The 20,707-nt window shown below is 72.7% G+C and carries 21 protein-coding genes; 13 read left to right on the forward strand and 8 right to left on the reverse strand.

Features of this window, described 5'->3' with window-relative positions; all coding sequences use genetic code 11:
• The first annotated feature begins 8 nt into the window (after positions 1-8).
• Both OG625_RS35840 and OG625_RS35845 read left to right on the forward strand, forming a co-directional pair.
• Positions 9-1,250, forward strand: coding sequence for an MFS transporter (locus OG625_RS35840; protein WP_329389325.1), 1,242 nt, complete (start codon positions 9-11; stop codon positions 1,248-1,250).
• 92 nt (positions 1,251-1,342) lie between these two features.
• Positions 1,343-2,128 carry a 3-hydroxybutyrate dehydrogenase gene (locus OG625_RS35845; protein WP_329389327.1) on the forward strand — a complete coding sequence of 262 codons (786 nt, stop codon included), beginning with the start codon at positions 1,343-1,345 and terminating at the stop codon, positions 2,126-2,128.
• 39 nt (positions 2,129-2,167) lie between these two features.
• Here OG625_RS35845 and OG625_RS35850 read toward each other — a convergent pair whose 3' ends face one another.
• The 3 genes from OG625_RS35850 to OG625_RS35860 all read right to left on the reverse strand — a co-directional run bounded on the left by OG625_RS35850 (position 2,168) and on the right by OG625_RS35860 (position 5,416).
• Positions 2,168-2,290, reverse strand: a complete 123-nt coding sequence (locus OG625_RS35850) for a hypothetical protein (RefSeq protein WP_329389329.1) — start codon at positions 2,288-2,290, stop codon at positions 2,168-2,170.
• Between the two features lie 83 nt (positions 2,291-2,373).
• Complete coding sequence (locus OG625_RS35855) at positions 2,374-3,201, reverse strand: helix-turn-helix domain-containing protein (protein ID WP_329389331.1); 828 nt, start codon at positions 3,199-3,201, stop codon at positions 2,374-2,376.
• 103 nt (positions 3,202-3,304) lie between these two features.
• Complete coding sequence (locus OG625_RS35860) at positions 3,305-5,416, reverse strand: protein kinase domain-containing protein (protein WP_329389333.1); 2,112 nt, start codon at positions 5,414-5,416, stop codon at positions 3,305-3,307.
• Between the two features lie 226 nt (positions 5,417-5,642).
• Here OG625_RS35860 and OG625_RS35865 point away from each other — a divergent pair, with 226 nt between their 5' ends.
• Complete coding sequence (locus tag OG625_RS35865; RefSeq protein ID WP_329389335.1) at positions 5,643-6,467, forward strand: CAP domain-containing protein; 825 nt, start codon at positions 5,643-5,645, stop codon at positions 6,465-6,467.
• Positions 6,468-6,638: 171 nt separating this feature from the next.
• Here OG625_RS35865 and OG625_RS35870 read toward each other — a convergent pair whose 3' ends face one another.
• Positions 6,639-6,890, reverse strand: a complete 252-nt coding sequence (locus OG625_RS35870; RefSeq protein ID WP_329389337.1) for a hypothetical protein — start codon at positions 6,888-6,890, stop codon at positions 6,639-6,641.
• Between the two features lie 109 nt (positions 6,891-6,999).
• Here OG625_RS35870 and OG625_RS35875 point away from each other — a divergent pair, with 109 nt between their 5' ends.
• The 10 genes from OG625_RS35875 to OG625_RS35920 all read left to right on the forward strand — a co-directional run bounded on the left by OG625_RS35875 (position 7,000) and on the right by OG625_RS35920 (position 16,418).
• Positions 7,000-7,185, forward strand: coding sequence for a hypothetical protein (locus OG625_RS35875; RefSeq protein ID WP_329389339.1), 186 nt, complete (start codon positions 7,000-7,002; stop codon positions 7,183-7,185).
• 324 nt (positions 7,186-7,509) lie between these two features.
• Positions 7,510-8,259, forward strand: coding sequence for a thioredoxin family protein (locus OG625_RS35880; protein ID WP_329389341.1), 750 nt, complete (start codon positions 7,510-7,512; stop codon positions 8,257-8,259).
• A complete protein-coding gene (locus tag OG625_RS35885; protein WP_329389343.1) occupies positions 8,256-8,867 on the forward strand; it encodes a TlpA disulfide reductase family protein in 612 nt (203 codons plus the stop codon). Before OG625_RS35880 ends, OG625_RS35885 begins: the two co-directional genes overlap by 4 nt.
• Positions 8,864-9,646, forward strand: a complete 783-nt coding sequence (locus OG625_RS35890) for a cytochrome c biogenesis CcdA family protein (protein ID WP_329389345.1) — start codon at positions 8,864-8,866, stop codon at positions 9,644-9,646. Before OG625_RS35885 ends, OG625_RS35890 begins: the two co-directional genes overlap by 4 nt.
• 44 nt (positions 9,647-9,690) lie before the next feature.
• Positions 9,691-10,260 (forward strand): hypothetical protein, encoded by a 570-nt coding sequence (locus OG625_RS35895; protein ID WP_329389347.1) that lies wholly within the window; start codon positions 9,691-9,693, stop codon positions 10,258-10,260.
• A 27-nt stretch (positions 10,261-10,287) separates the two neighbouring features.
• Entirely contained in the window at positions 10,288-11,019 is a 732-nt protein-coding gene (locus tag OG625_RS35900) for a response regulator transcription factor (RefSeq protein ID WP_329389349.1), read from the forward strand.
• Positions 11,016-12,455: a HAMP domain-containing sensor histidine kinase gene (locus OG625_RS35905; protein WP_329389351.1), complete on the forward strand. Its 1,440-nt coding sequence runs from the start codon at positions 11,016-11,018 to the stop codon at positions 12,453-12,455. Before OG625_RS35900 ends, OG625_RS35905 begins: the two co-directional genes overlap by 4 nt.
• 57 nt (positions 12,456-12,512) lie before the next feature.
• Positions 12,513-13,373 carry an ABC transporter ATP-binding protein gene (locus OG625_RS35910; protein ID WP_329389353.1) on the forward strand — a complete coding sequence of 287 codons (861 nt, stop codon included), beginning with the start codon at positions 12,513-12,515 and terminating at the stop codon, positions 13,371-13,373.
• On the forward strand, positions 13,370-14,347 hold the full coding sequence (locus tag OG625_RS35915) for an iron-siderophore ABC transporter substrate-binding protein (RefSeq protein WP_329389355.1): 978 nt from the start codon (positions 13,370-13,372) through the stop codon (positions 14,345-14,347). Before OG625_RS35910 ends, OG625_RS35915 begins: the two co-directional genes overlap by 4 nt.
• 4 nt (positions 14,348-14,351) lie before the next feature.
• Positions 14,352-16,418, forward strand: a complete 2,067-nt coding sequence (locus OG625_RS35920; RefSeq protein WP_329389356.1) for an iron ABC transporter permease — start codon at positions 14,352-14,354, stop codon at positions 16,416-16,418.
• A gap of 78 nt (positions 16,419-16,496) precedes the next feature.
• Here the strand turns inward: OG625_RS35920 and OG625_RS35925 are convergent, their stop codons facing one another.
• The 4 genes from OG625_RS35925 to OG625_RS35940 form a co-directional block, all read right to left on the reverse strand.
• The gene (locus OG625_RS35925) at positions 16,497-17,108 is read right to left on the reverse strand and encodes a TetR/AcrR family transcriptional regulator (RefSeq protein ID WP_329389359.1); all 612 of its coding nucleotides are present in this window, start codon (positions 17,106-17,108) and stop codon (positions 16,497-16,499) included.
• A 204-nt stretch (positions 17,109-17,312) separates the two neighbouring features.
• Positions 17,313-18,173: a 3-hydroxybutyryl-CoA dehydrogenase gene (locus tag OG625_RS35930; RefSeq protein ID WP_329389361.1), complete on the reverse strand. Its 861-nt coding sequence runs from the start codon at positions 18,171-18,173 to the stop codon at positions 17,313-17,315.
• Positions 18,174-18,264: 91 nt separating this feature from the next.
• Complete coding sequence (locus OG625_RS35935; protein ID WP_329389363.1) at positions 18,265-19,440, reverse strand: acyl-CoA dehydrogenase family protein; 1,176 nt, start codon at positions 19,438-19,440, stop codon at positions 18,265-18,267.
• 61 nt (positions 19,441-19,501) lie between these two features.
• Complete coding sequence (locus OG625_RS35940) at positions 19,502-20,677, reverse strand: acyl-CoA dehydrogenase family protein (protein ID WP_329389364.1); 1,176 nt, start codon at positions 20,675-20,677, stop codon at positions 19,502-19,504.
• Between the last annotated feature and the right edge of the window lie 30 nt (positions 20,678-20,707).

The raw sequence follows: 20,707 nt of genomic DNA on the forward strand, positions 1-20,707 counted from the left end.
TTTTTTTCATGCCTTCTGACACGTTGACTCCCGCCACACCCCCCACCAGCAGCTACCGGGCACTGCTCGGCAATCGTGAATTCGCAGGCCTGTACGCGGGCTTCACCCTCACCGTCGCCGCGACCACCCTGTCGGGCTTCGCGCTCGGCACCCTGGTCAACCAGCAGACCCGGTCCCCGTTCCTGACCGCCGTGAGCATGTACGGGGCCACCTTCGCGATGGTGCTCGGCGCGCTGACGCTGATGTCGGTCGCGGACGGAAAGCGCCCCCGCCGGACCCTCGTCGCACTCCAGTGCGTCTCGTTGGCGGGCGTCGCCGCCCAGGCCGTTCCGGGGCTCCCGCTGGCCGTCCGGTTCGGACTCCTCCTGGTGCTGGGCTTCTTCCAGTCCCTGGGGACCGGCACGCGCATGGGGCTGCTCGCCGAAGTCGTGCCGACCACCTCGTACGCGCTCGCGCGTTCGCTGATGAACATCACCTCGGGCGGCACGGCGATCCTCGGCTACGCCATCGGCGCCCTGCTGCTGCGGCACCTGAGCCCGCAAGGCGTCTTCGTCGTCGCGACGGCGCTGACCGCACTCGGGCTGGTCGCCGTCGCCACCACCGTCCGCGAACGCTCGATCCGGCTGACCCGCCGCCCGGGGCTCCGGCAGACCTGGACCACCAACACCGCGCTCTTCTCCCACCCCGGCCGGCGGGCCCTGCTGCTCAACCTGTGGGTGCCCAACGGCCTGATCGTCGGCTGCGAGGCCCTGTTCATCTCCTACGACCCGGAACAGGCCGGCGTCCTCCTGGCCGCCGGATCGGCCGGCATGCTGCTCGGGGACCTGGCGGTCGGGCGACTGCTCACCGCCGACCGGCGTCACCGCTACGCGTTCGTCCTGCGGCTGCTGCTCGCCGTCCCCTACCTGGTGTTCGCCTTCCACCCGCCCACCCCGGTCGCGATGGCCGCGGTGTTCGTCGCCGGCGCCGGCTTCGCCGCCACCCTGCCGCTCCAGGAACAGCTCCTCGCCCTGACCCCCGATCCGGTACGAGGCCAGGTCCAGGGAGTCGAGTCCGCAGGCCGGATGACGTGGCAGGGCATCGGTGCGGCGATCGCGGGCGGCCTCGCCCAGTACCTCAGCCCCCACACGGTGATCGCCGCACTGGCCGCGGCGTCCATTGCCGTCACCGTCCTCTCCCGGCCGCACGTGCTCCGTGCCGGCGCCGCCAGGAGCGAGAACCCACTGACGAGCCGCCTGCTGAACCCGTAGGTCCTGCCGGTGAACTCCACCACCTCACCCGTCACGACTGTGGGGGGCGGACACATGGGAGCGGCGCCCGCACGTCACGGATGATTCCCGGCATGACTAGCGGAATCACACCCCCGTCCGGCGCAACCGCAGGTGTCGACCTCTCGGGACGCACGGCCATGGTGACGGGCGCCGGCAGCGGGATCGGCCGGGCCTGTGCCCGGGCGCTCGCCGCCGCCGGCGCGTTCGTCCACGTGGTCGACCTCGACGCCGCGGCGGCCGAGTCGGTGGCCGAGGCGGTGGGCGGGCGTGCCCACGTGGTGGACCTCGCCGAGGGCCGGCTCGTGGCGGAACTCCCCACCGGCATCGACATCCTGGTCAACAACGCGGGACTGCAGCACGTCGCGCCCCTGGCCGATTTCCCGGTGGACCGCTTCGAACTCCTCCAACGGGTGATGGTCCAGGCCCCGTTCCTGCTCATCCGCCAGACCCTGCCGCACATGTACGCACGCGGTTGGGGCCGCATCGTCAACGTCTCCAGCGTGCACGGCCTCCGCGCCAGCGCCTTCAAGGCCGGATACGTGACCGCCAAGCACGCCCTCGAAGGACTGAGCAAGGTCACGGCCCTCGAAGGCGCCCCGCACGGTGTCACCAGCAACTGCGTCAATCCCGGATACGTCCGCACGCCCCTGGTGGAACGGCAGATCGCCGCGCAGGCCGCCGCCCACGGCATCCCCCCGGAGCAGGTGGTCGGCGAGGTGCTGCTCAGCCGCTCCGCGATCAAGCGGCTGATCGAACCGGAGGAGGTCGCCGATGTCGCCGTCTGGCTCTGCGGCCCGCACACCGGCTACATCAGCGGTGCTTCCCTCCCCGTCGACGGGGGCTGGAGCGCAGCCTGACCGCCCGTCATCGGGGAGAATCCGGCCGCGAGCGGCAGGTCATTGGCCGTTCGGGTCACCGCCTTCGCGACGGTTGCGGCGGCGTCGGCCCAGGGCCGCCGCCAAACCGATCAAGCCGCCCGCGATCGCGCCGGACACGAGGGTGCGCAGCAGGTCATCCATCGAGTACTCCCCTTTGATCGACTACGAACGGGGACACTAGCGACGCGCGGACGGCCTGGCTTGGACAAATTTGACCTCGCCCCTCACAGGGCGAGCGCGCCCTCCGCGACACGAGCGGAGGCCATCCGGCCGGGGGTGGTGCCGGCCAGGGCGCGGAACTCGCGGTTGAGGTGCGCCTGGTCGTAGAAGCCGCAGGCCGCGGTCACCTGGGTGGGACTCGCCCCCTCGCGGGTGAGCAGCCGCACCGCCCGGTGGAAGCGCAGGACCCGGGCGGACATCTTGGGCGTCAGGCCGACCTGTTCGGTGAACCGGCGGATCAGGTACCCCTGGCTCCAGCCCACTTCGGCCGCGATCCGGCCGACCGGGATCGCCCCGCCGGCGCGGGACAGCAGGTGCCAGGCGTGCCCCACCTCGGGCGCGGGCAGCGGGCCGCGCTCGAGCCGGGCGGACAACGCGAGGTCCAGCAGGTCGAACCGGGCTCCCCAGTCACCGGTGGCCGCCAGTTGCTCCACCAGCACGCCGGCCCCGGGGCCGAGTACGTCGCGCAGTTCGACCGCCCGGTTGGTCAACTCGCCCATCGGCACGGCGAACAGCCGGTAGGCCCCCAGCGGGGTCAACTCCAGCCGGATCGCCTCCTGGCCGCCGGGATGGTCACACACCCGGGGCCCGTCTTCGAGACCCACGGCCAGCGAGCCGGTGACCTGACTGCCCGGGCTCGCGTCCCCGAGCCGGCGAACCTGGGCGAACGGCTCACCGAGACTGATCACCACGACGGCCCGGCCTGTGGGAACCACCCGCACCCGGAAGGGCGTTGCCGCCGCATCCCAGTAACCGGCGTAGCTGTGCACGATCGGGCGCAGATGGGGCGGCCACGGTCGCGTGACCCGCCACCGGCCGCCCAGCCGGGTCACTTCGACTCCATGACCGGCCAAAGCCGTCCCTCCGGCCACCGGCCACCCCTCTTCCTGCCGCGCCCCGACCCCCGCACCACGTACGTCACGTATCAGCATGGTCTCAGCGCCAGGCGGGATGGCCTTCGGCGGAGCCGTCGGCGGTGAGCCGGCGTTCGTCGGTCTTGTCCGCGCGTACGGCCCAGACCACGGGCTTCTCGTACGGGCCGCGGACGAAGGCCAGCCAGGTGCCGTCCACGGACCAGGCGGGGTCCATCTCGTGGGCGGAGCCGGAGACCAGTGCGCGATCGGCGGTGCCGTCGGCGGCCACGAGGCGGATGTCGCCCTGGGTGCCCGTGCCGTACGTACCCGAGGTGTACGCGAAGGTCGCGCCGTCCGGGGACCACACCGGGTCGAGCGCCGGATGGGGCAGTTGGGTCACCTGCTGCGGGGCGCGGCCGGGGGAGGCGGGGTCGACCAGGTGGATCTGCCAGTTCCCGGGCTCCGTCTTCTCCATGCAGACCGCGATGTGCTTGCCGTCCGGCGACCACGCGGGGTCCTCGACCGGGACCCCGCCCGAGGTGAGCTGCACGGCCGCACCGTCGGCGACGTTGACCGCGAACAACTGCTGCACGCCGTCCTTCTTGCGGAGTACGGCGAGCCGGCTGCCGTCCGGAGACCAGGACACCCTGCCGCCGGCGATGGGGGCGACCCGCCGCGCGTTCGACCCGTCGGCGTCGGCGGTCCACACGGCCGTGCCCTCAGGCGTGGTGCGGGTGAACGCGAAGGACCTGCGGTCGGGCGACCACTGGGGCAGCATGTCGCACGCGCCCCCCGCGACGAGCCGCACGGGAGTCTCCTTGCCCGGATCCCGGCGGGCGATGACGCCGTGACACGTCCCGGGCCAGCCGGGGGCGGTGTCCAGCCGGACCAGCAGGGGGTCGTTCGGGAACGGGGCCGGAGTGGGGGCGGTGGCGGACGCGGAGCCGGTGGGCGTGACGGCGCCCGTCTTGGCGTCGTCCTTGGCGGAGCGGTTCCAGGGCTGCCACACGAGCACGCCGACGGCCGCGAGGGAGACCACGAGCACGGCCGCCACCACCGCACGGCGTCGGCCGGGCCGCGCGCCGGCCGGCCGCGGCGCCACCTCGGCGGGGCCGGGGGAGTGGAGCCCCGCGGGTCCCGAGGGCCCGGTCTCGGTGTGCGGCTGTTCCGGGCAGGGCTCGGCGCCGACCGGACCGGGGACGGGCGGTGCCGGGGTGTCCCGGAGGTCCGGGGTGGCCGGCGCGGTGTCATGAGGGGTGGCCTGCGCGGCGCCTGGAGGGGCTCCCGCGGGGGAGTCGTACGGGGTGTCCGGCGCGGTGGGATGCGCCGTGGGCTCCTGCCGGGGGAGCAGCTGCGATGCCGCGTCCGGCAGCCAGCAGTCGCCGGCCGGGTGGCGGACGGTCAGACTGTCCAGCAGGGCGGTCGGGGTGGGCCGGGCAGCCGGATCCTTGGACAGGCACGCACCGACCGCTTCGCGGAGTTCGCCGGGGACTGCGGTCAGGTCCGGCTCCTCGTGGACGACCTTGTAGTGCCTGGCCGCGGACGGGCCGTCGCCGAAGGGCGTGCCGCCCGCCGCCTGCGTGAGCACCACCCCCAGCGCGAACATGTCGACCGCGGGGGTCACGGCCCCGCCGGTGAGCTGCTCGGGGGCAAGGAATCCCGGCGTGCCGATCTGCAGCCCGGTCTGGGTCAGGGCCGTTCCGTCCAGGGCGCGCGCGATGCCGAAGTCGATGACGCGCGGCCCGTCCTCCGCGACGATGATGTTCGCGGGCTTGAGGTCGCGGTGGATGACCCCCGCCCGGTGGATCGCCTCCAGCGCCTCGGCCAGGCCGGCGGCCAGGACGGTGAGCGTGTCCAGCGGCAGGGATCCGACGCGCGCGAGCACCGCTTGGAGGGTGGGGCCGGGTACGAAGGCCGTCACCAGCCAGGCCGGTTCCCCGTCGGGGTCCGCGTCGACGACCGGTGCGGTGTGGAAGCCGCCGACCCGCCGCGAGGCCGCCACCTCGTCGGCGAACCTTCGCTTGAAGCCGGGCTCGTTGCTCAGCTCGGGACGTACGACCTTGACGGCCACGGCGCGGCCGGACTGGGACCGGCCCAGGTAGACCACACCCATGCCCCCCTGGCCGAGCCGCCCTACCAGTCGGTAGCGGCCTTCGCCGACCGAGGTGGGATCGCCCGCTTCGAGCGGCTTCATGGGTCCCCCGTTTCACACCGTGCGCAATGAACAGCCTCTCCCTACCCGTCGCGCCGCGCAGCAGTCAAGCCGGGCCTTGTGGCCGTGGCCCCGGCTCCTTCCTGCGCCGATCCTGCGGGCTTCCTTAAGGGACCTTGAAGAACGCCTCCGGGACGCTCTTTTCGCTGGTCACGGCCCTAGGCTCGGTCGGACCCTCCTCCCCCTCTCTCTGTGAGGTGCTACCGGCATGAGCCGCAGCCGAACTCCCGGAACGCCGTCCCGCGTCGAAGCACGACGCAACAAGAAGGTGCGCACGCGCATCGTGCTGTCCCTCACGGCGGCGGCCGCGGCCGTGGCGGTCGGGGTCGCGGTGGCCGATTCCGACGGCGGTCCGCGCGGGGACCAGCGGGCCGACGGCGTCACGGGACCGAAGTCCGCGGCGGCGGGCTCCGGTGACGGGGCGGCGACGGCCACCCCTCTTCCCACCCTCCCCGCGCCCACCACCGACGCCCCGTCCGCGACCCCGTCCGGAACGCCCGGCGCCGACGCCACGGGATCCGCGGCTCCCACGAAGTCCGCGGCGGGGGCGAGCAGCCCGGCCGCCTCGGCACCGGCCAAGCCTGCCAAGCCCGCACGGACGACTGCCGCGACCGCCGGGGGCGGCTCCTCCGGCGGTGGCTCCGGCGGGTCCGAGTCCGAGTCCGCGGTCCTCGCCCTGGTCAACAAGGAGCGGGCCGCGGCGGGGTGCGGTCCCCTGACCGCGAACGCCAAGCTGAGCGCCGCGGCACGGGCGTACAGCGACACCATGGCCGCCAGTGGCGTCATGTCCCACACCGGACCGGACGGGTCCACCATGACCACCCGGGTTGAGGCCGCCGGATACGGCTGGTCCCGGCTCGGAGAGAACATAGCCCGCGGGCAGGCCGACGCCGACGCGGTCATGAACGCGTGGATGAACAGCCCCGGCCACAAGGCGAACATCCTCAACTGCGCCTTCCGGGAGATCGGCATAGGCGTCCACAAGGGCGACGGCGGCCCCTGGTGGACGCAGAACTTCGGGACGCCCAAGTAGGTCCCGCGCCGGCCCTCCCGCAGCGCGGCACACGTCCTCCGACCCGCACCCGGGTCAGGAGGACGTCGGCGTTCGCCCGCGGATCCGGGGGCGGCCCTGTCCGTTCGGGGGGAGGTGGTGACGGGCGGCTCCGTGCGTCGGTCACTATGGGGCCGTGCCAAGAATTCCGCGCTACCTGCTCATATGGCTGTCCTGCACGGCCGCCAGCGTGACCGCCGTGCTCGGCACGGTCCAGTTCGTGGTCGGTTCGACCAGGCACACGCCGCCGGTGGCGCGGTCCGCCCCGATGGTCTTCGACTCGCCACCGGCCTGGCAGGCGGGGCAGGGCGGGTCACCGAGCCCGCAGTCCCCGAGCGCGTCCGCCGGCGGTTCGCCCTCCGAGAGCGGGCGACCGTCTCCCTCGGCTCCGACGTCCACACCCACGAAGGCCCCGACGGGATCACCCCGGACGACGGCGCCGAAGCCCCCCGTCGACTGTGAGGGGGGTGGATACGGCCTGCACACCGTCCCTTCCCAGGGAGGCAAGGTCACGGTGCGGTACGGGAAGGTCGGCGTCTGTCTGATCTCCGCGATACCCAGCCGCGGGTTCAAGGCCACCACGTCACAGACCGCGGACGACACCCTGACGGTCACCTTCACCAGCGCGGACCACCGCTCCGTGATCACGGCGACGATCGAGCCGACGGCGAAGGCCACGGTCCGCGAGTCGTCGTTCTGACGCCGCGGCGGCTCCGGCCGCTCCGGTCGCCCCGGCCGCTGCGCACCTCGTAACTCCGCTGTCCTGTTTGGGCATTTCACCTCCTTGTGTGTGCCCATCGCCCGCGTGCCGGCGAAGCGGAACGTGAGCTGTTCCTTAGGGGAACCTGAAGATCGCGCTCAGGCCGTTCGGGCGGCCCCGGGCGGTCCTATGCTCGCGTCAGCCGAACGGCCACCGGCGCCCGGGCGTAATGCCCCGGAGACGCGTCGGGCCGTCGGCTTCACCGATCCGGGAGGCGTTCCGCCCTTCCCGTGGTCCCGAACCGTGCCTTGGGGTGTCTTCGCCATGAGTCCTCGCATACTCCGACCCGCCCGCACCGCCGCGCCCCTGGGGGTGCGCCTGCCGCTCGTCGCCGCAGCCGTGGTCGCCGTCGGGCTGACCGCGGCCTGCGGTCCGTCCTCCCAGTCGGCCGGCGCCGCCTCCTCCTCCCCCTCCGCGGTCGGAGAGCCGTCGCAGAGCCTTCCCGCCGGCACGGAGTCCGCGTCCGCGTCCGCCGAGGCGTCCCCGACGGCCTCGGCCTCGCCGTCGGCGTCCGCCGGTACCCCGTCCGCCTCCGCGCCGACCCCTTCCCGTACCCAGGCGGCTCCGGCCACGCCCAAACCCTCCCGTACGTCCGCCGCGCCCGCGCCCGCGCCGGCCAAGATCCCCGGGCCCGGCTACGACAGTTCCGCCGATGCGCAGAAGGCGATCGACGCGGCCCTGCGCGCGGCCAAGGCCGACGGGAGGATGGTGCTGCTCGACTTCGGCGCCAACTGGTGCGGCAACTGCAAGGCGGCCGACAAGGTGTTCGCCCAGCCGCAGACGGCGGCGATCCTCGGAGCCTCCTACCACCTGGTCAAGGTCGACATCGGCGGCAACAGCTCCGCCAACTCCGCGCTCCTGCGCAAGTACAGCCCCTCGGGCGGCACTTACAAGATGCCCGTCCTGATCGTCGTCTCGCCGTCCGGAACGGTGCGCACCGACACCCACGCCACCGGCAACCCCGCCCTGACCTCGGACGGCATCAACTCCTTCCTGCGCCAGTGGGCGTCGTGAGACGACCTGTCCTGCGGCCGGCCGTCCTGGCCGGTGCCGGCCTCGTGGTGGCCGCCGCGGGCTGCGTCTTCGCCGCCTCCGGGGGCGCCGGCGACGGCGGGCCGAACACGCGGCCCGCCGGCGTCTCCGTCAGGGCCGCGGCCGCGGCCACCGTCGTGGCCCCCGGCGCCCGGCCGGCCGCGCCCGCGCTGGCGGGCGTCGACCTGGACGGAGAGCCGGTCGGCCTCGACGGGTTCCAGGGGCAGGTCGTCGTGCTCAACGTGTGGGGGTCGTGGTGCGGCCCCTGCCGGACCGAGGCCGACGACCTCGCGCGGCTCAGCGGGCGGACCCGGGCCGAAGGGGTCCGGTTCCTCGGGATCAACACCCGTGACCGGGAGCGCGCGGCGGCGCAGTCCTTCGTACGCGCGCACGGCCTCGGCTTCCCCAGCCTCCACGACCCGGACGGGGAGCTCCTGCTCCGTTTCCCTCCCGCCCTCCTCAACCCGCAGACGATCCCTTCGACCCTGGTGATCGACCGCCGGGGACGCGTCGCCGTCAGCATCGGGGGCGCGGTCACCGAAGAGGAGCTGGGCCCCCTGATCGCACGCGTGGCGGAGGAAGGCCCATGACGACGCCCACGGGCATCACGCTCCTCGCCGCGGACGCCCCGTCCCTCCTCCAGGGGGCGCCGGCGGTCGCCGTTCCGGTGGCGTTCTTCGCGGGACTCGTCTCCTTCCTCTCGCCGTGCGTACTCCCGCTCGTGCCGGGCTACCTCAGCTACGTCACCAGCCTGTCGGTCTCCGACCTGGCGGACGCCCGGGGCGGGCAACGCGGGCGCATGGCGCTCGGCGCGGTGCTGTTCGTCCTGGGCTTCACGGCCGTCCTCGTCTCCGGGGGCGCCCTGTTCGGGTACTTCGGCCGTACCCTGCTGGCGCACCAGGAGGTGGTCACCCGGGCCCTCGGTGTCTTCACCGTGCTGATGGGGCTGTCCTTCATGGGTTTCCTGCCGGGCTTCACGCAGCGGGAGTTCCGCATCCACCGGCGGCCCGCGCTCGGCCTGGCGGGCGCCCCCCTGCTGGGTGCGGTGTTCGCGGTCGGATGGACCCCGTGCATCGGCCCGACGCTCGCCGCCGTGCAGGCGCTCGCCTGGAGCGAGGCGAGCGCGGTCCGCGGAGCCCTGCTGATGGCGGCCTACTGCCTCGGGCTGGGCCTGCCGTTCATCCTGGCGGCGCTGGCCTTCCGCCGCGCCCTGGGCGCTTTCGGCCTGGTCAAACGCCACTACCAGTGGGTCCTGCGGATCGGCGGCGGGATGCTCGTGCTCGTCGGGGTGCTGTTGGCCACCGGCGTGTGGAACGACCTGGTGTACCGGCTGCAGTTGTGGAGCGCGAACTTCACCACGGCCCTCTAGTCCCCACCCCTTCCCCTTGATCGATCCAAAGGCCAGAGACACACATGAACGTTTCCGCTGTTTCCCGGTTCACGAGGCGTCCCCGGAAGGCCCGCATCGCGACGGCCCTCCTCACCCTGGCCGCGCTCACGGCATGCGGCGAGCAGCCCGCCGGGGGCGCCGACGCCGCGCCCACGACGAGCTTCACCGAGAACGGGGTCACCGTCACGCTCTCCCTGTCCGACTGGCAGGCCAGGAACGGCACCCTGACCGCGGTCTTCACCCCCGAGGAGGGGTTCCACCTCTACAGCACCGACCTGCCGCCCACCGGAATCGAGGGCGTGGGCAGACCGACCGCGATGGACGTCACCGGGGTCCTGAAGGCGGGCGGGAAACTGGCGGCCGCGGCGGAGGTGCGGACGATCAGCCTGCCCGGCGTCGACGCCCCCGTCCCCGTCTACCCGGACGGGCCCGTCACCACCACCCTGCCCGTCCGCGCGGACGGTAACGGGGAGGCGACCGTCCTGCTCGGGTACGCGAGCTGCAACGAGCGGGAGGGCTGCACCATCCCGGTGTCCGACCGTCCCGTGCACCTGCGCATCACCGACGACGGTCCGGCCTTCGCGGACCGATAGGAACGATCGTTCACCTAAGGTGTGCGCATGCCCAGCGTCCTGGTCGTGGAAGACGACCCCAGCATCCGCCAGTCACTCATCGAAGTCCTGGCGGAGCACGGGTATGCCGTACGCAGCGCCGGTGACGGTTTCGGCGCCCTGCGCGAGGTCACCCAGATGCCCGTCGACGCGGTGGTCCTCGACCTGGGTCTGCCCGATCTGGACGGAGGGGACGCACTGCGCATGATCCGGGGCATCTCCTCCGTTCCCGTACTGGTGGCCACCGCCCGCGACGACGAGGCGGAAATCATCAGGCTCCTCAACGCGGGCGCCGACGACTACCTCGTCAAGCCCTTCTCGGGGGGACAACTGATCGCACGCCTCTCCGCCGTCCTGAGGCGCACCAGCCACATACCCGCCGGCCACGCCGCGCTCGCCGGTCAGGGTCCGCGGCCGGCGGCGGCGGCCGAGCCGCTGCGCGCCACCACCGTGGGCGAGTTGGCGGTGGACCCGGGCGCGCGCACCGCGTACCTGGCCGGCCGGGAGCTCCACCTCACCCGCCGGGAGTTCGACCTCTTGGCCTTCCTCGCCCACCACACCGGCCAGGTCGTCTCCAAACGGCGGCTGCTGACGGAGGTCTGGCGCGAGCCGTACGTGGACGACCAGACCGTCGACGTGCACCTGTCGTCCCTGCGCCGCAAGCTCGGCGAACGCGCGGCCGCCCCGCGCTACCTGCTCACGGTCCGCGGCGTCGGCATCAAGCTGGTGGCGCCGCGGTGAGACGCTCCCTGGCAGGGGTGGCGCTCGCCGTGACGTCGATGGTCGCCCTCTCCTTCCTCATACCGCTGGCCGCCCTGGTGATGTCGCTCGTCAAGGAGCAGAGCATCACCGCGGCCGAACAGCGGGCCGCCGCCCTGGCCCCCGTACTGACGCTGACCGCGGATCCGTCCGCCCTGCGGGAATCCGCCGCGAGTCTGGACGCGGCCGAGTACGTCGTCGTCCATCTGCCCGACGCCGCACCCCTCGGCAGCTCCCGGGCCCCCGCCGCGCTGCTCGAACGGGCGCAGCGGGGGCGCGAGTCCATCTCCCAGCAGATTCCGAGCGGCTGGATATGCCTGCAGCCGGTGGTGCTGCCCGGTGACCGGGTCGCCGTCATCGAGAACTTCGTCCCCGAGCAGGAGCTGACCCGCGGGGTCAAGGCCTCCTGGGCGGTCATGCTCCTCCTCGCCGTGGGGTTGGTCTGCGGTTCAGTACTCGTCGCCGACCGCCTCGGCGCGAAGGTCGTCCGGTCCTCCAAGCGCCTCGCCCACGCTTCCCAGGCGCTGGGCCAAGGCGACCTGGAGGCCCGGGTGGACCCCATGGGCCCCAGGGAACTGCGCGACGCGGGCATCGCGTTCAACGCCATGGCCCACCGGATGACCGAGCTGCTCGCCGTCGAACGGGAACTGGTCGCCGACCTGTCCCACCGGCTGCGCACCCCGCTGACCGCCCTGCACCTGGCATCGGAGCGGATGGCGGGCTCACCGGAATCGGCCAGGGTCGAGGCCGCGGTGTGCGCACTGGAGACGGAACTCCAGGCCATCATCACCGCGGCGCGCACCCCGCTCGCCGTGGGCCCGATGGGCCAGGGCATGCTCGGCGCGGAAGCGGGCGACGGCAAGGACGCGGGCAAGGCGACGGGCAAGGGCGCGGGCGCCCGCAGCACGAGCGCGGCCCCCGCCGGACCCCGCTGCGAGGCGGCCGAAGTCGTCTGCCGCCGGACCGCGTTCTGGGAGGTCCTGGCGGAGCAGCAGAGCCGGCCCTGCTCCGTGGAGGTCACCCAGGAGCCGTCGCCGGTCGGCCTCTCCGACGACGACATCGCCGCCGTGGTGGACGCGCTCATCGGCAACGTCTTCCGGCACACCCCGCCCGGCACCCCGTTCGGCGTCCGAGTCGTCCGTACCGCCCTGGCCGTGGAACTGGTCGTGGAGGACGCCGGTCCGGGCATCCCCGAACCGGACCGTGCCCTCTCCCGCGGGAGCAGTACGGGCTCATCGGGGCTCGGCCTCGACATCGCGCGCAGGGCCGCGACCGTCACCGGCGGCTCGATGCACATCGCTCGCGGCCCTCGGGGAGGCGCGCGCATCACCGTCGTCTTCGCGCTCGCGGCAACCCTGCCGTCGGGCCGCGGGCCGCGCGGTTCCCGGAGGCGTACGGGATGGCCGCGCGGGCGGTGAGCACTCGCGGGCGGCGCAGGTTTTGGCAATCAGTGAGGTTAGGCTAACCTAACCAACGTGCAAGGAGCTGAAGAGACCGCCGCGGCCTGCCGCCCCCACGGTCATGAACTGTCCGCCAGGGGCGTCACCGTGGCCTACGAAGGCGTCGACGTCGTACACGACGCCTCGTTGACGCTGCGACCCGGCGAAGTGACCGTTCTGGTGGGGCCGAACGGCAGTGGCAAGTCGACGCTGCTGCGCACCATCGCCCGGCTGCAGCGGCCCAGGACCGCCACGCTCGTCATCGACGGGGACACCGACGGCCTCGCGCTGAGTCCCCGTGAGTTCTCGCGCCGGGTCGCCCTGCTCACGCAGGGCCGCCCCACGCCGAGCGGGCTGACGGTACGGGACCTGGTCGAATTCGGCCGCTACCCGTACCGCGGACGCTGGGGCAGGGACGACCCGGGCGGTCGGGCCGCGGTGGACCGCGCGCTCGCCCTGACCGGGGTCACGGAACTCGCCGGGCGCGGCGCAGAACACCTTTCCGGCGGGCAGCTCCAGCGCGTCTGGCTGGCCGGCTGCCTCGCGCAGGAGACGGGTGTGCTCCTGCTCGACGAGCCGACGACCTACCTCGACCTGCGGTACCAGGTCGAACTCCTCGACCTGATGAGGGATCTGGCGGAGGACCACGGCATCGCCGTCGGCGTCGTCCTGCACGACCTCGACCAGGCCGCGGCCGTCGCCGACCGGATCGTCCTGCTCGACACGGGACGCGTCATCGCCGACGGCGACCCCACCGACGTATTGACACCGCAGCGGCTGACCGACACGTACGGGATCCCCATCCACGTCGAAACGGACCCGCTCACCGGCCGGCTGCGCACCCGCGCCATCGGCCGGCACCACTCGCGTACCGAAAGGCTCAGCACCACCTCATGAGACGACTCCTCCTCACCGCGGCGGCCGCCACCGCCGCGGCCCTCACCCTGACCGCCTGCGGAACCACCGAGCCCGCCGCCGACGACACCAAGCAGACCGCCGAGCGCATCACCCTCACCGATGACACGGGCACGAAGGTGGAGCTCGACGGGCCCGCCAAGAACGTCGTCGGGACCGAGTGGAACGTCGTCGAGAGCCTGATCTGCCTGGGCGTAGCCCCGGTCGGCGTCTCCGACGTCAAGGGCTACAAGACGTGGAACACCGCGGTCCCGCTGAAGAACGAGCCCAAGGACGTCGGCACGCGCGGTGAGCCGAGCATGGACACCATCGCTTCCCTGAAGCCGGACCTCATCCTCGCCACCACCGACCTGCCGCCGGCCGCCATCGAGCAGCTGCGCAAGGTCGCCCCGGTCCTGACGGTCCATGCCGCCGCCGCGTCCGACCCGATCGGTCAGATGACGAAGAACCTGGACCTCATCGCCCAGGCCACCGGCACCACCGAGAAGGCCGGAACGCTCAAGCAGCAGTTCCAGGCGAAGCTCGACGAGGGCAAGAAGGCGCTCGCCGACGCCGGTCGCGCCGGCACCCCGTTCGCCTTCGCCGACGGCTACGTCGTCTCCAACCAGGTCTCGATCCGCCCGTACACCAGCGGCTCGCTCCTCGGCGGAGTCAACGAGAAGCTCGGTCTGAAGAACGCCTGGACCGTCGAGGGCGACCCGGCCTACGGCCTCGGCACCACCGACGTCGAGGGCCTCACCAAGCTCGGCGACGTCGAGTTCGCCTACATCGGCAACGACGGCGACAAGGACAGCAACCCGTTCACAGGCGCGCTGGCCCAGGACAAGGTGTGGACCTCCCTGCCGTTCGTGCAGAAGGGCAACGTGCACCGACTGCCCGACGGCATCTGGATGTTCGGCGGTCCCGAGTCGATGAGCAAGTACGTCGACGCGGTCGTCGCCGCCCTGAAGAAGTAGCACCATGGCCGTCACCGCAACCACTCCCGCCATCACCGCGTCCGCGGTCAGGACCCGGACGGGGGCGGCCGCGGTGGCGGCCGCGCTGGTCCTCCTCGTCGCCGCGCTCGCCGCCGTCGACATCACGCAGGGCACGGCCGCCGTCGGCGCGCCGGAGGTCTGGAAGGCGCTCACCGGCCGGTCCGATCCGGCCGACTCCTCCGTCCTCATCGCCTCCCGGCTGCCGCGGATGACCGCCGGCCTGCTCGTCGGCGCCCTCCTCGGCATGGCGGGCGCCGCCCTGCAGGCCGTCAGCCGCAACGTCCTCGCCTCACCGGACACCCTCGCCGTCAACGCCGGCTCCTACTTCGGCCTCGGCATCGCCGCCGTCACCGGCGTCTCGCTCCCGCTTCTGGCCTCCTCCGGCATCGCGTTCGCCGGCGGCCTCGCGGCCGCGGCCGTCGTCCTCGGACTGTCCGGACTGGGCACCGGCACCGTCCGGCTCGTCCTCGCGGGCAGCGCCCTCACCCTCGGCCTCACCGCCCTCACCGAGGGCCTGCTCCTGCTGTTCCCCCAGGACACCGAGGGCGTCTACCACTGGAACCAGGGCAGCATCGCCCAGCACGGGTTCGACGGCGTGCTGCAGGTGGCACCGATCGGCGTCGTCGCCCTCATCGGGCTGCTGCTCCTCGCCCGCCGGATCGACGCCCTGGCCCTCGGCGACGACGCCGCCCGCGGCCTCGGCGTCCCGGTCCGCTCGACCCGGGTCACCGCCGTCGTACTCGCCGCCCTGCTCTCCACGGCCGCCGTCACCCTCGCCGGCCCCATCGGCTTCGTCGGCCTCTGCGCACCCGCCCTCGTCCGCCCCCTCGCCCGGAGGTTCCGCGGCTTCACCCGGACGCGCGGGAGCCTGCCGGTCGCCGGGCTCACCGGCGCCGCGCTGGTGATCGGCTCCGACGTCCTGCTGCGCGCCCTCGTACCGTCGGACGTGGCCGTCGCCGTGCCGACCGGTGTCGTCACCAGCCTGGTCGGCGCCGTCTTCCTCATCGTCATGGCCGTACGGGTCCGGGACACGGCCGGATCCACCGCGCCCGACCGGCTGCGCATCAGGACCCGCGGCGTCTTCCTCACCACCACGGCCGTCCTGGCGGTCGTGCTCGTCGGCGTGATCATCGCCGCCGTACTGGTCGGAGACAGCAAACTGCTGCTCGGCGACGTGGTGAACTGGGCTCAAGGACGGGCCGGCCGGACCGTCACCTTCGTCCTCGACACCCGGGTGCCCCGGGTCCTCGCCGCGCTCTTCGCCGGTGCGGCCCTCGCCCTCGCCGGCACCCTCATCCAGGCCGTGACCCGCAACCCCCTCGCCGAACCGAGCATCCTGGGCGTCTCCGGAGGCGCCGCGCTCGGCGCCGTCCTCCTCGTGACGACCGTGCCCCTGGCCGGAACGTGGAGCGTGGCCGGTGCGGCGTTCGCGGGCGCCGCGGGCGCCTCCGTCCTCGTCTTCGGGCTGGCCGCGCGGGGCGGGTTCCAGCAGAACCGGCTGGTCCTCGTCGGATTCGGCGTCGCCACCGGGTCGGCCGCCCTGGTCAGCCTCCTCATCATCCTCACCGACCCGTTCAACGCGACGAAGGCGCTCACCTGGCTGTCGGGCTCCACCTACGGGAGGAACCTGACCGACGTGGCGCCCCTCGCGGCCGTCCTCGCCGTGGGCGTGGCCGTCGCGGTCATGCGGCGCACCGAACTCGACCTCGTATCGCTCGACGAGGACACCCCGAGGCTGCTCGGACTCAGCCTGGGACGCGGACGTTTCGGCTTCCTCGCCCTCGGCGTCCTGCTCACCGCCACCGCCGTGGCCGCCGCCGGAACCATCGGCTTCGTCGGGCTCGTGGCACCCCACGCGGCCCGCGCCCTCGTGGGACGGCAGCACGCCCGGGTGGTACCGGTCGCGGTGCTCCTCGGCGCCATCCTCGTCTGCACGGCGGACCTGGTGGGCCGAACCGTGATCGCCCCGGCCCAGCTCGGCGCCGGCGTCATGACCGCGGTGATCGGCACGCCGTACTTCCTCTACCTGCTCGTCCGCAGCCGCCGGTAGGGCATTGCCGTGGGGCGGCGGCACGGGTGCGTCCCGATGCCGCCGTCCGGCTGCTCGGCGGACACGCCGACGACGCCCTCAGACCTCCGGGAAGTCCGGGGCGATCCCCAGGGCCGGCGCGATCGCCCGCCAGACCGTCGACTGGGCCGTGGCCAGGTCGACCCGGGGGTCCTCCAGCATCAGACGGATGCCCAGGCCGTCGCACAGCGCCAGCACCAGCGTGCTGATCGAGGAGACGTCGCAGTCGGTGAACTCACCCGAAGCGACGCCCCGTTCCACGACCCCGCCGACCCACGCGTGCAGCTGGTCGTACAGGTCGACGGCCAGGTGCCGGGCCGTCGCGTCGCGCTGGGCCCGTACCCACAGCTCCTGCCACAGCTTCCAGTCCTGGCGCAGCTCCGCGTCCGTGGGCAGCATGCTCCGTACGATCCGGGCCAGGACGGCGGCGGCCGGGAGCGAATCGTCCTCGCTGCCGGTGTCCGTACCGGTCTTCGCGAAGGAGTGCGTCATCGCTTCGGCGAACAGCTTCTCCCGCGTGTCGAAGTGGTAGTGCAGCAGCGCCTTGGAGACGGCGGCGTGCTCCGCGACCTTGCGCATGCTGACGTGTTCAAAACCGATGTCGGCGATCACTTCGCACGCGGCCGTGAGGATTCGCTCACGCGTTTCGAGTGCGCGCTCGGCCTTGGTCACGTTGGCTGCTCCCCTTGTCGGCGCCCGTTGCATCGGGTGGGTGGGTGGATGGAAGGCCCGGGAGGCCCGGCCCGCCGGACCCCCATCCTCGCGCATGGGGCTTACGGGGTCCCGCCGTCGGGGCACCGCGGTCGGAAGACGGATGGTCAGGCGACGGATGGTCAGGCGACGGACGGTCAGGAAACGGTCGGTCAAGACGTGCGGTCAGGAATAGGTGTGGAAACCCCGGCCGGTCTTCCGGCCGAGCAGGCCCGCGTCCACCATCCGCGCCAGCAACGGCGGCGGTGCGTACAGCGGCTCCCGGTACTCCGCGTACATCGACCGGGCGATGGCCTGGACGGTGTCCAGCCCGATCAGGTCGGCCAGGGCCAGCGGTCCGAGCGGATGCGCGCAGCCCAGGGTCATGCCGCGGTCGATGTCCTCGGCCGACGCGGTCCGCGATTCGGCCATCCGTACGGCGGCCAGCAGGTAGGGAACGAGGAGCGCGTTCACCACGAATCCCGCCCGGTCCTCGGCCCGGACCACCTGCTTGCCCAGCACGCCGGAGGCGAACTCCCGGGCGCGCAGGACCGTCTCCTCGGCGGTGAGCAGGGACGGCACCAGCTCGACCAGGGGAAGCACCGGGACGGGATTGAAGAAGTGGAGGCCGACGACCTGCTCCGGCCGGGACGTGGCCGCCGCCAGCCGGATGACCGGGATGGAGGAGGTGTTCGTCGCGAGCACCGCGTCCCTGCGCTCCACCGTTCGGTCGAGCCGGTCGAAGACCTCCAGCTTCGCCCGCTCGTCCTCGGCGACCGCTTCGACGACGAGGTCCCGGTCCGCCATGCGCTCCATGTCCGTGGTCATCGCGATCCGGCCGACCGCCGCGTCCCGTTCGGCGTCCGTCAGCTTCCCGGCGGCCGAGGCGCGGGCCAGGGAACGGCGGATGCGCTCCAGGCCGGCGTCCGCGGCCGGTCTGCTCGTCTCCACCACCACCACGTCCCGCCCGGCGCGGGCGCAGACCTCGGCGATACCGGAGCCCATCAGGCCGCACCCCACGATCCCGACGCGTTCGACATCGGTCATCGGTTCTCCCTTTTCGGACGGTTCTCGTACGGACGGAGGCGGCGGGCGGTCCGGGCCGCACCGCGGGTGTGGCCCGGACCGCCGCGCCGGGTCACACGGAGGACGGCATCCGCAGCACGCCCGTGCCGCGCTTGACGAGTTCGCCCGCGATGATCAGGCGCTGGATCTCGGAGGTGCCCTCCCAGATGCGGTCGACGCGCAGTTCGCGGTAGAGCCGCTCGACGGGGTACGAGCGGTCGTAGCCGCGGCCCCCGAAGATCTGCAGGCAGCGGTCGATGACCCGGCCGGACGCCTCGCTCGCCGACAGCTTGGCGATGGCGGCCTTGGCGTGCAGCGTCTTGCGGTCGAGGACGCCCTCGTCGACCTCCCAGGCGACCTGGTGGGTGTAGGCGCGGTTGACGGCGATGTCGACGGCGCAGTCGGCGAGCATGCCCTGGATCAGCTGGAAGTCGGCGATGGGGGAGCCGAACTGGCGGCGTTCCACCGCCCAGTCACGGGCGAGTTCCAGGGCCCGCTCCGCCGCTCCGATCGTGCGCGCGGCGATCATCAGCCGTTCTTCGGTGAACCAGGAGCGGGTGATGTCGTAGCCGGTCCCCACCTCCCCGAGCACCGCGTCGGCGGGCAGGCGCACATCGGTGAAGGTGAACTCGGGGTGCTCGTAGACGAAGGTGTGCATCCAGCGGGGCACCCGGGTCATCTCGATGCCCGGGGTGTCCTTGTCGACGAGGAACAGGGTCGGCGCCCCCTCCTCCCCGGCGGCCGCGAGCACGATCATGAAGTCCGCGTGGTCGCCGACGGTGACGAACCACTTCTCGCCGTTCAGAACCCATCCGCCGTCCCCGGTCCGCGTCGCCGTGGTCCGCAGGCTCTGCGGGTCGGAGCCCGCTTCGGGCTCGCTCACCGCGTAGCAGTCGCGGCGCCGGCCCCGGATCACCGGGACGAGGTAGCGCTCGCGCTGCTCCGGCGTGCAGAAGGACAGTGCGTTGGCCGGCCGCCACACCATGTCCCACAGGGCGCCGGTGAGCCGTCCGAGCTCGGCCTGGACGGTGACCTGCTCCAGGATCGTGAGGCCGGCGCCGCCCCACTCCGCGGGCATGTTGACGGCCTGGAGGCCGCTGTCGAGGACGGCGTCACGGATCTCGGTGTGGGCCTGCGGGGGCAGGCCGTTGTTCTCCTCGCAGTCGAGCTCGTACTTCATGATGAATCCGGTGAGGGCGCGCGCCGAGTCCCGGAGCTCTTCCTGACGGGCGGTGAGGCGGAAGTCCATGTCTTGTTCGTCCTCGTGATCGTGATCGTGGTTACGGGAGCAGGTGTGGCGAGGGGACCCGTCAGGAGTGGCCGGGCAGAGCGAGTGCCCGCGTACCCCGCTTGACGAGCTCGTTGGCGATGATCAGGCGCTGGATCTCGGAGGTGCCCTCCCAGATGCGGTCGACGCGCAGTTCGCGGTACATCCGCTCGACGGGGTACGAGCGGTCGTAGCCGCGGCCCCCGAAGATCTGCACGCACCGGTCGATGACCCGTCCGGCGGCCTCGCTCGCGGCGAGCTTCGCCGTCGACGCCTTGGCGTGCAGGGTCTTTGGATCGGTGTGCGGCTGGTCGGCCTCCCAGGCGACCTGGTGGGTGTAGGCGCGGTTGACGGCGATGTCGACGGCGCAGTCGGCGAGCATGCCCTGGATCAGCTGGAAGTCGGCGATGGGCGAGCCGAACTGGCGTCGCCGGACCGCCCAGTCGCGGGCGAGCTCCAGGGCCCGTTCGGCGGCGCCGACGGTCCGGGCGGCGATCATCAGCCGCTCGTCGGTGAACCACTCCTTGGTCAGCTCGTAGCCGTTCCCGACCCCGCCGAGCACGTCCTCGTCGGCGACGAAGACGTCGGTGAAGGTGAACTCGGGGTGCCCGTTCACCGCGGAGTGCATGAACCGGGGGACCCGCGTCATCTCGACACCCGGTGCCTGCTTGTCCACGAAGAACAGGGTCGGGGCCCGCTCCGGGCCCGCATCGGCCTGCACCAGCAGGAAGTCCGAGATGTCGCCGCAGGTCACGAACCACTTCTCGCCGCTCACGAGCCAGCCGCCCTCGGTGCGGGTCGCGGTGCTCGTGCACGAGCCGGGGTCGGAGCCCGCACCCGGTTCGGTGACCGCGAACGCGTCGAACCGCTCGCCCCGGATGACGGGCAGCAGGTACTTCTCGCGCTGTGCCTCGGTGCCGTGGGCGAGGACGTTCGCGGGCCGCCAGGGGATGTCCCAGAGGCAGTTGGTGACCTTGCCGAACTCCTCCTCGACGATGACCTGGTCCAGCAGGGACAGGCCGGCCCCGCCCCATTCGGCGGGCATGTTGATCGCGTAGACGCCGGCGTCCATCGCGGCGCGGGTCAGTTCGCGGACCGTCTCGGCGGGCAGCGGGCCGCCCGCCTCCTCGGACTGGTCCTCGTACCCCATCAGGAGCTGGGCGTAGGCGGCGGCGCGGGCCTTGAGGTCGGCCTGCTCGGGCGTGTAGCGGAAGTCCATGGTGTTCTCCGGGAAGACGGAAAGAGGACG

This window comes from Streptomyces sp. NBC_01351, from assembly GCF_036237315.1.
Classification (GTDB): Bacteria; Actinomycetota; Actinomycetes; order Streptomycetales; family Streptomycetaceae; genus Streptomyces.

Bases quoted from the DNA above. Each gene is read 5' to 3' on its own strand.
- OG625_RS35840 (WP_329389325.1), top strand. From the start codon at position 9: ATGCCTTCTGACACGTTGACTCCCGCCACACCCCCCACCAGCAGCTAC.
- OG625_RS35845 (WP_329389327.1), top strand. From the start codon at position 1,343: ATGACTAGCGGAATCACACCCCCGTCCGGCGCAACCGCAGGTGTCGAC.
- OG625_RS35850 (WP_329389329.1), bottom strand. From the start codon at position 2,290: ATGGATGACCTGCTGCGCACCCTCGTGTCCGGCGCGATCGCGGGCGGC.
- OG625_RS35860 (WP_329389333.1), bottom strand. From the start codon at position 5,416: ATGAAGCCGCTCGAAGCGGGCGATCCCACCTCGGTCGGCGAAGGCCGC.
- OG625_RS35865 (WP_329389335.1), top strand. From the start codon at position 5,643: ATGAGCCGCAGCCGAACTCCCGGAACGCCGTCCCGCGTCGAAGCACGA.
- OG625_RS35880 (WP_329389341.1), top strand. From the start codon at position 7,510: ATGAGTCCTCGCATACTCCGACCCGCCCGCACCGCCGCGCCCCTGGGG.
- OG625_RS35890 (WP_329389345.1), top strand. From the start codon at position 8,864: ATGACGACGCCCACGGGCATCACGCTCCTCGCCGCGGACGCCCCGTCC.
- OG625_RS35895 (WP_329389347.1), top strand. From the start codon at position 9,691: ATGAACGTTTCCGCTGTTTCCCGGTTCACGAGGCGTCCCCGGAAGGCC.
- OG625_RS35900 (WP_329389349.1), top strand. From the start codon at position 10,288: ATGCCCAGCGTCCTGGTCGTGGAAGACGACCCCAGCATCCGCCAGTCA.
- OG625_RS35915 (WP_329389355.1), top strand. From the start codon at position 13,370: ATGAGACGACTCCTCCTCACCGCGGCGGCCGCCACCGCCGCGGCCCTC.
- OG625_RS35920 (WP_329389356.1), top strand. From the start codon at position 14,352: ATGGCCGTCACCGCAACCACTCCCGCCATCACCGCGTCCGCGGTCAGG.
- OG625_RS35930 (WP_329389361.1), bottom strand. From the start codon at position 18,173: ATGACCGATGTCGAACGCGTCGGGATCGTGGGGTGCGGCCTGATGGGC.
- OG625_RS35935 (WP_329389363.1), bottom strand. From the start codon at position 19,440: ATGGACTTCCGCCTCACCGCCCGTCAGGAAGAGCTCCGGGACTCGGCG.
- OG625_RS35940 (WP_329389364.1), bottom strand. From the start codon at position 20,677: ATGGACTTCCGCTACACGCCCGAGCAGGCCGACCTCAAGGCCCGCGCC.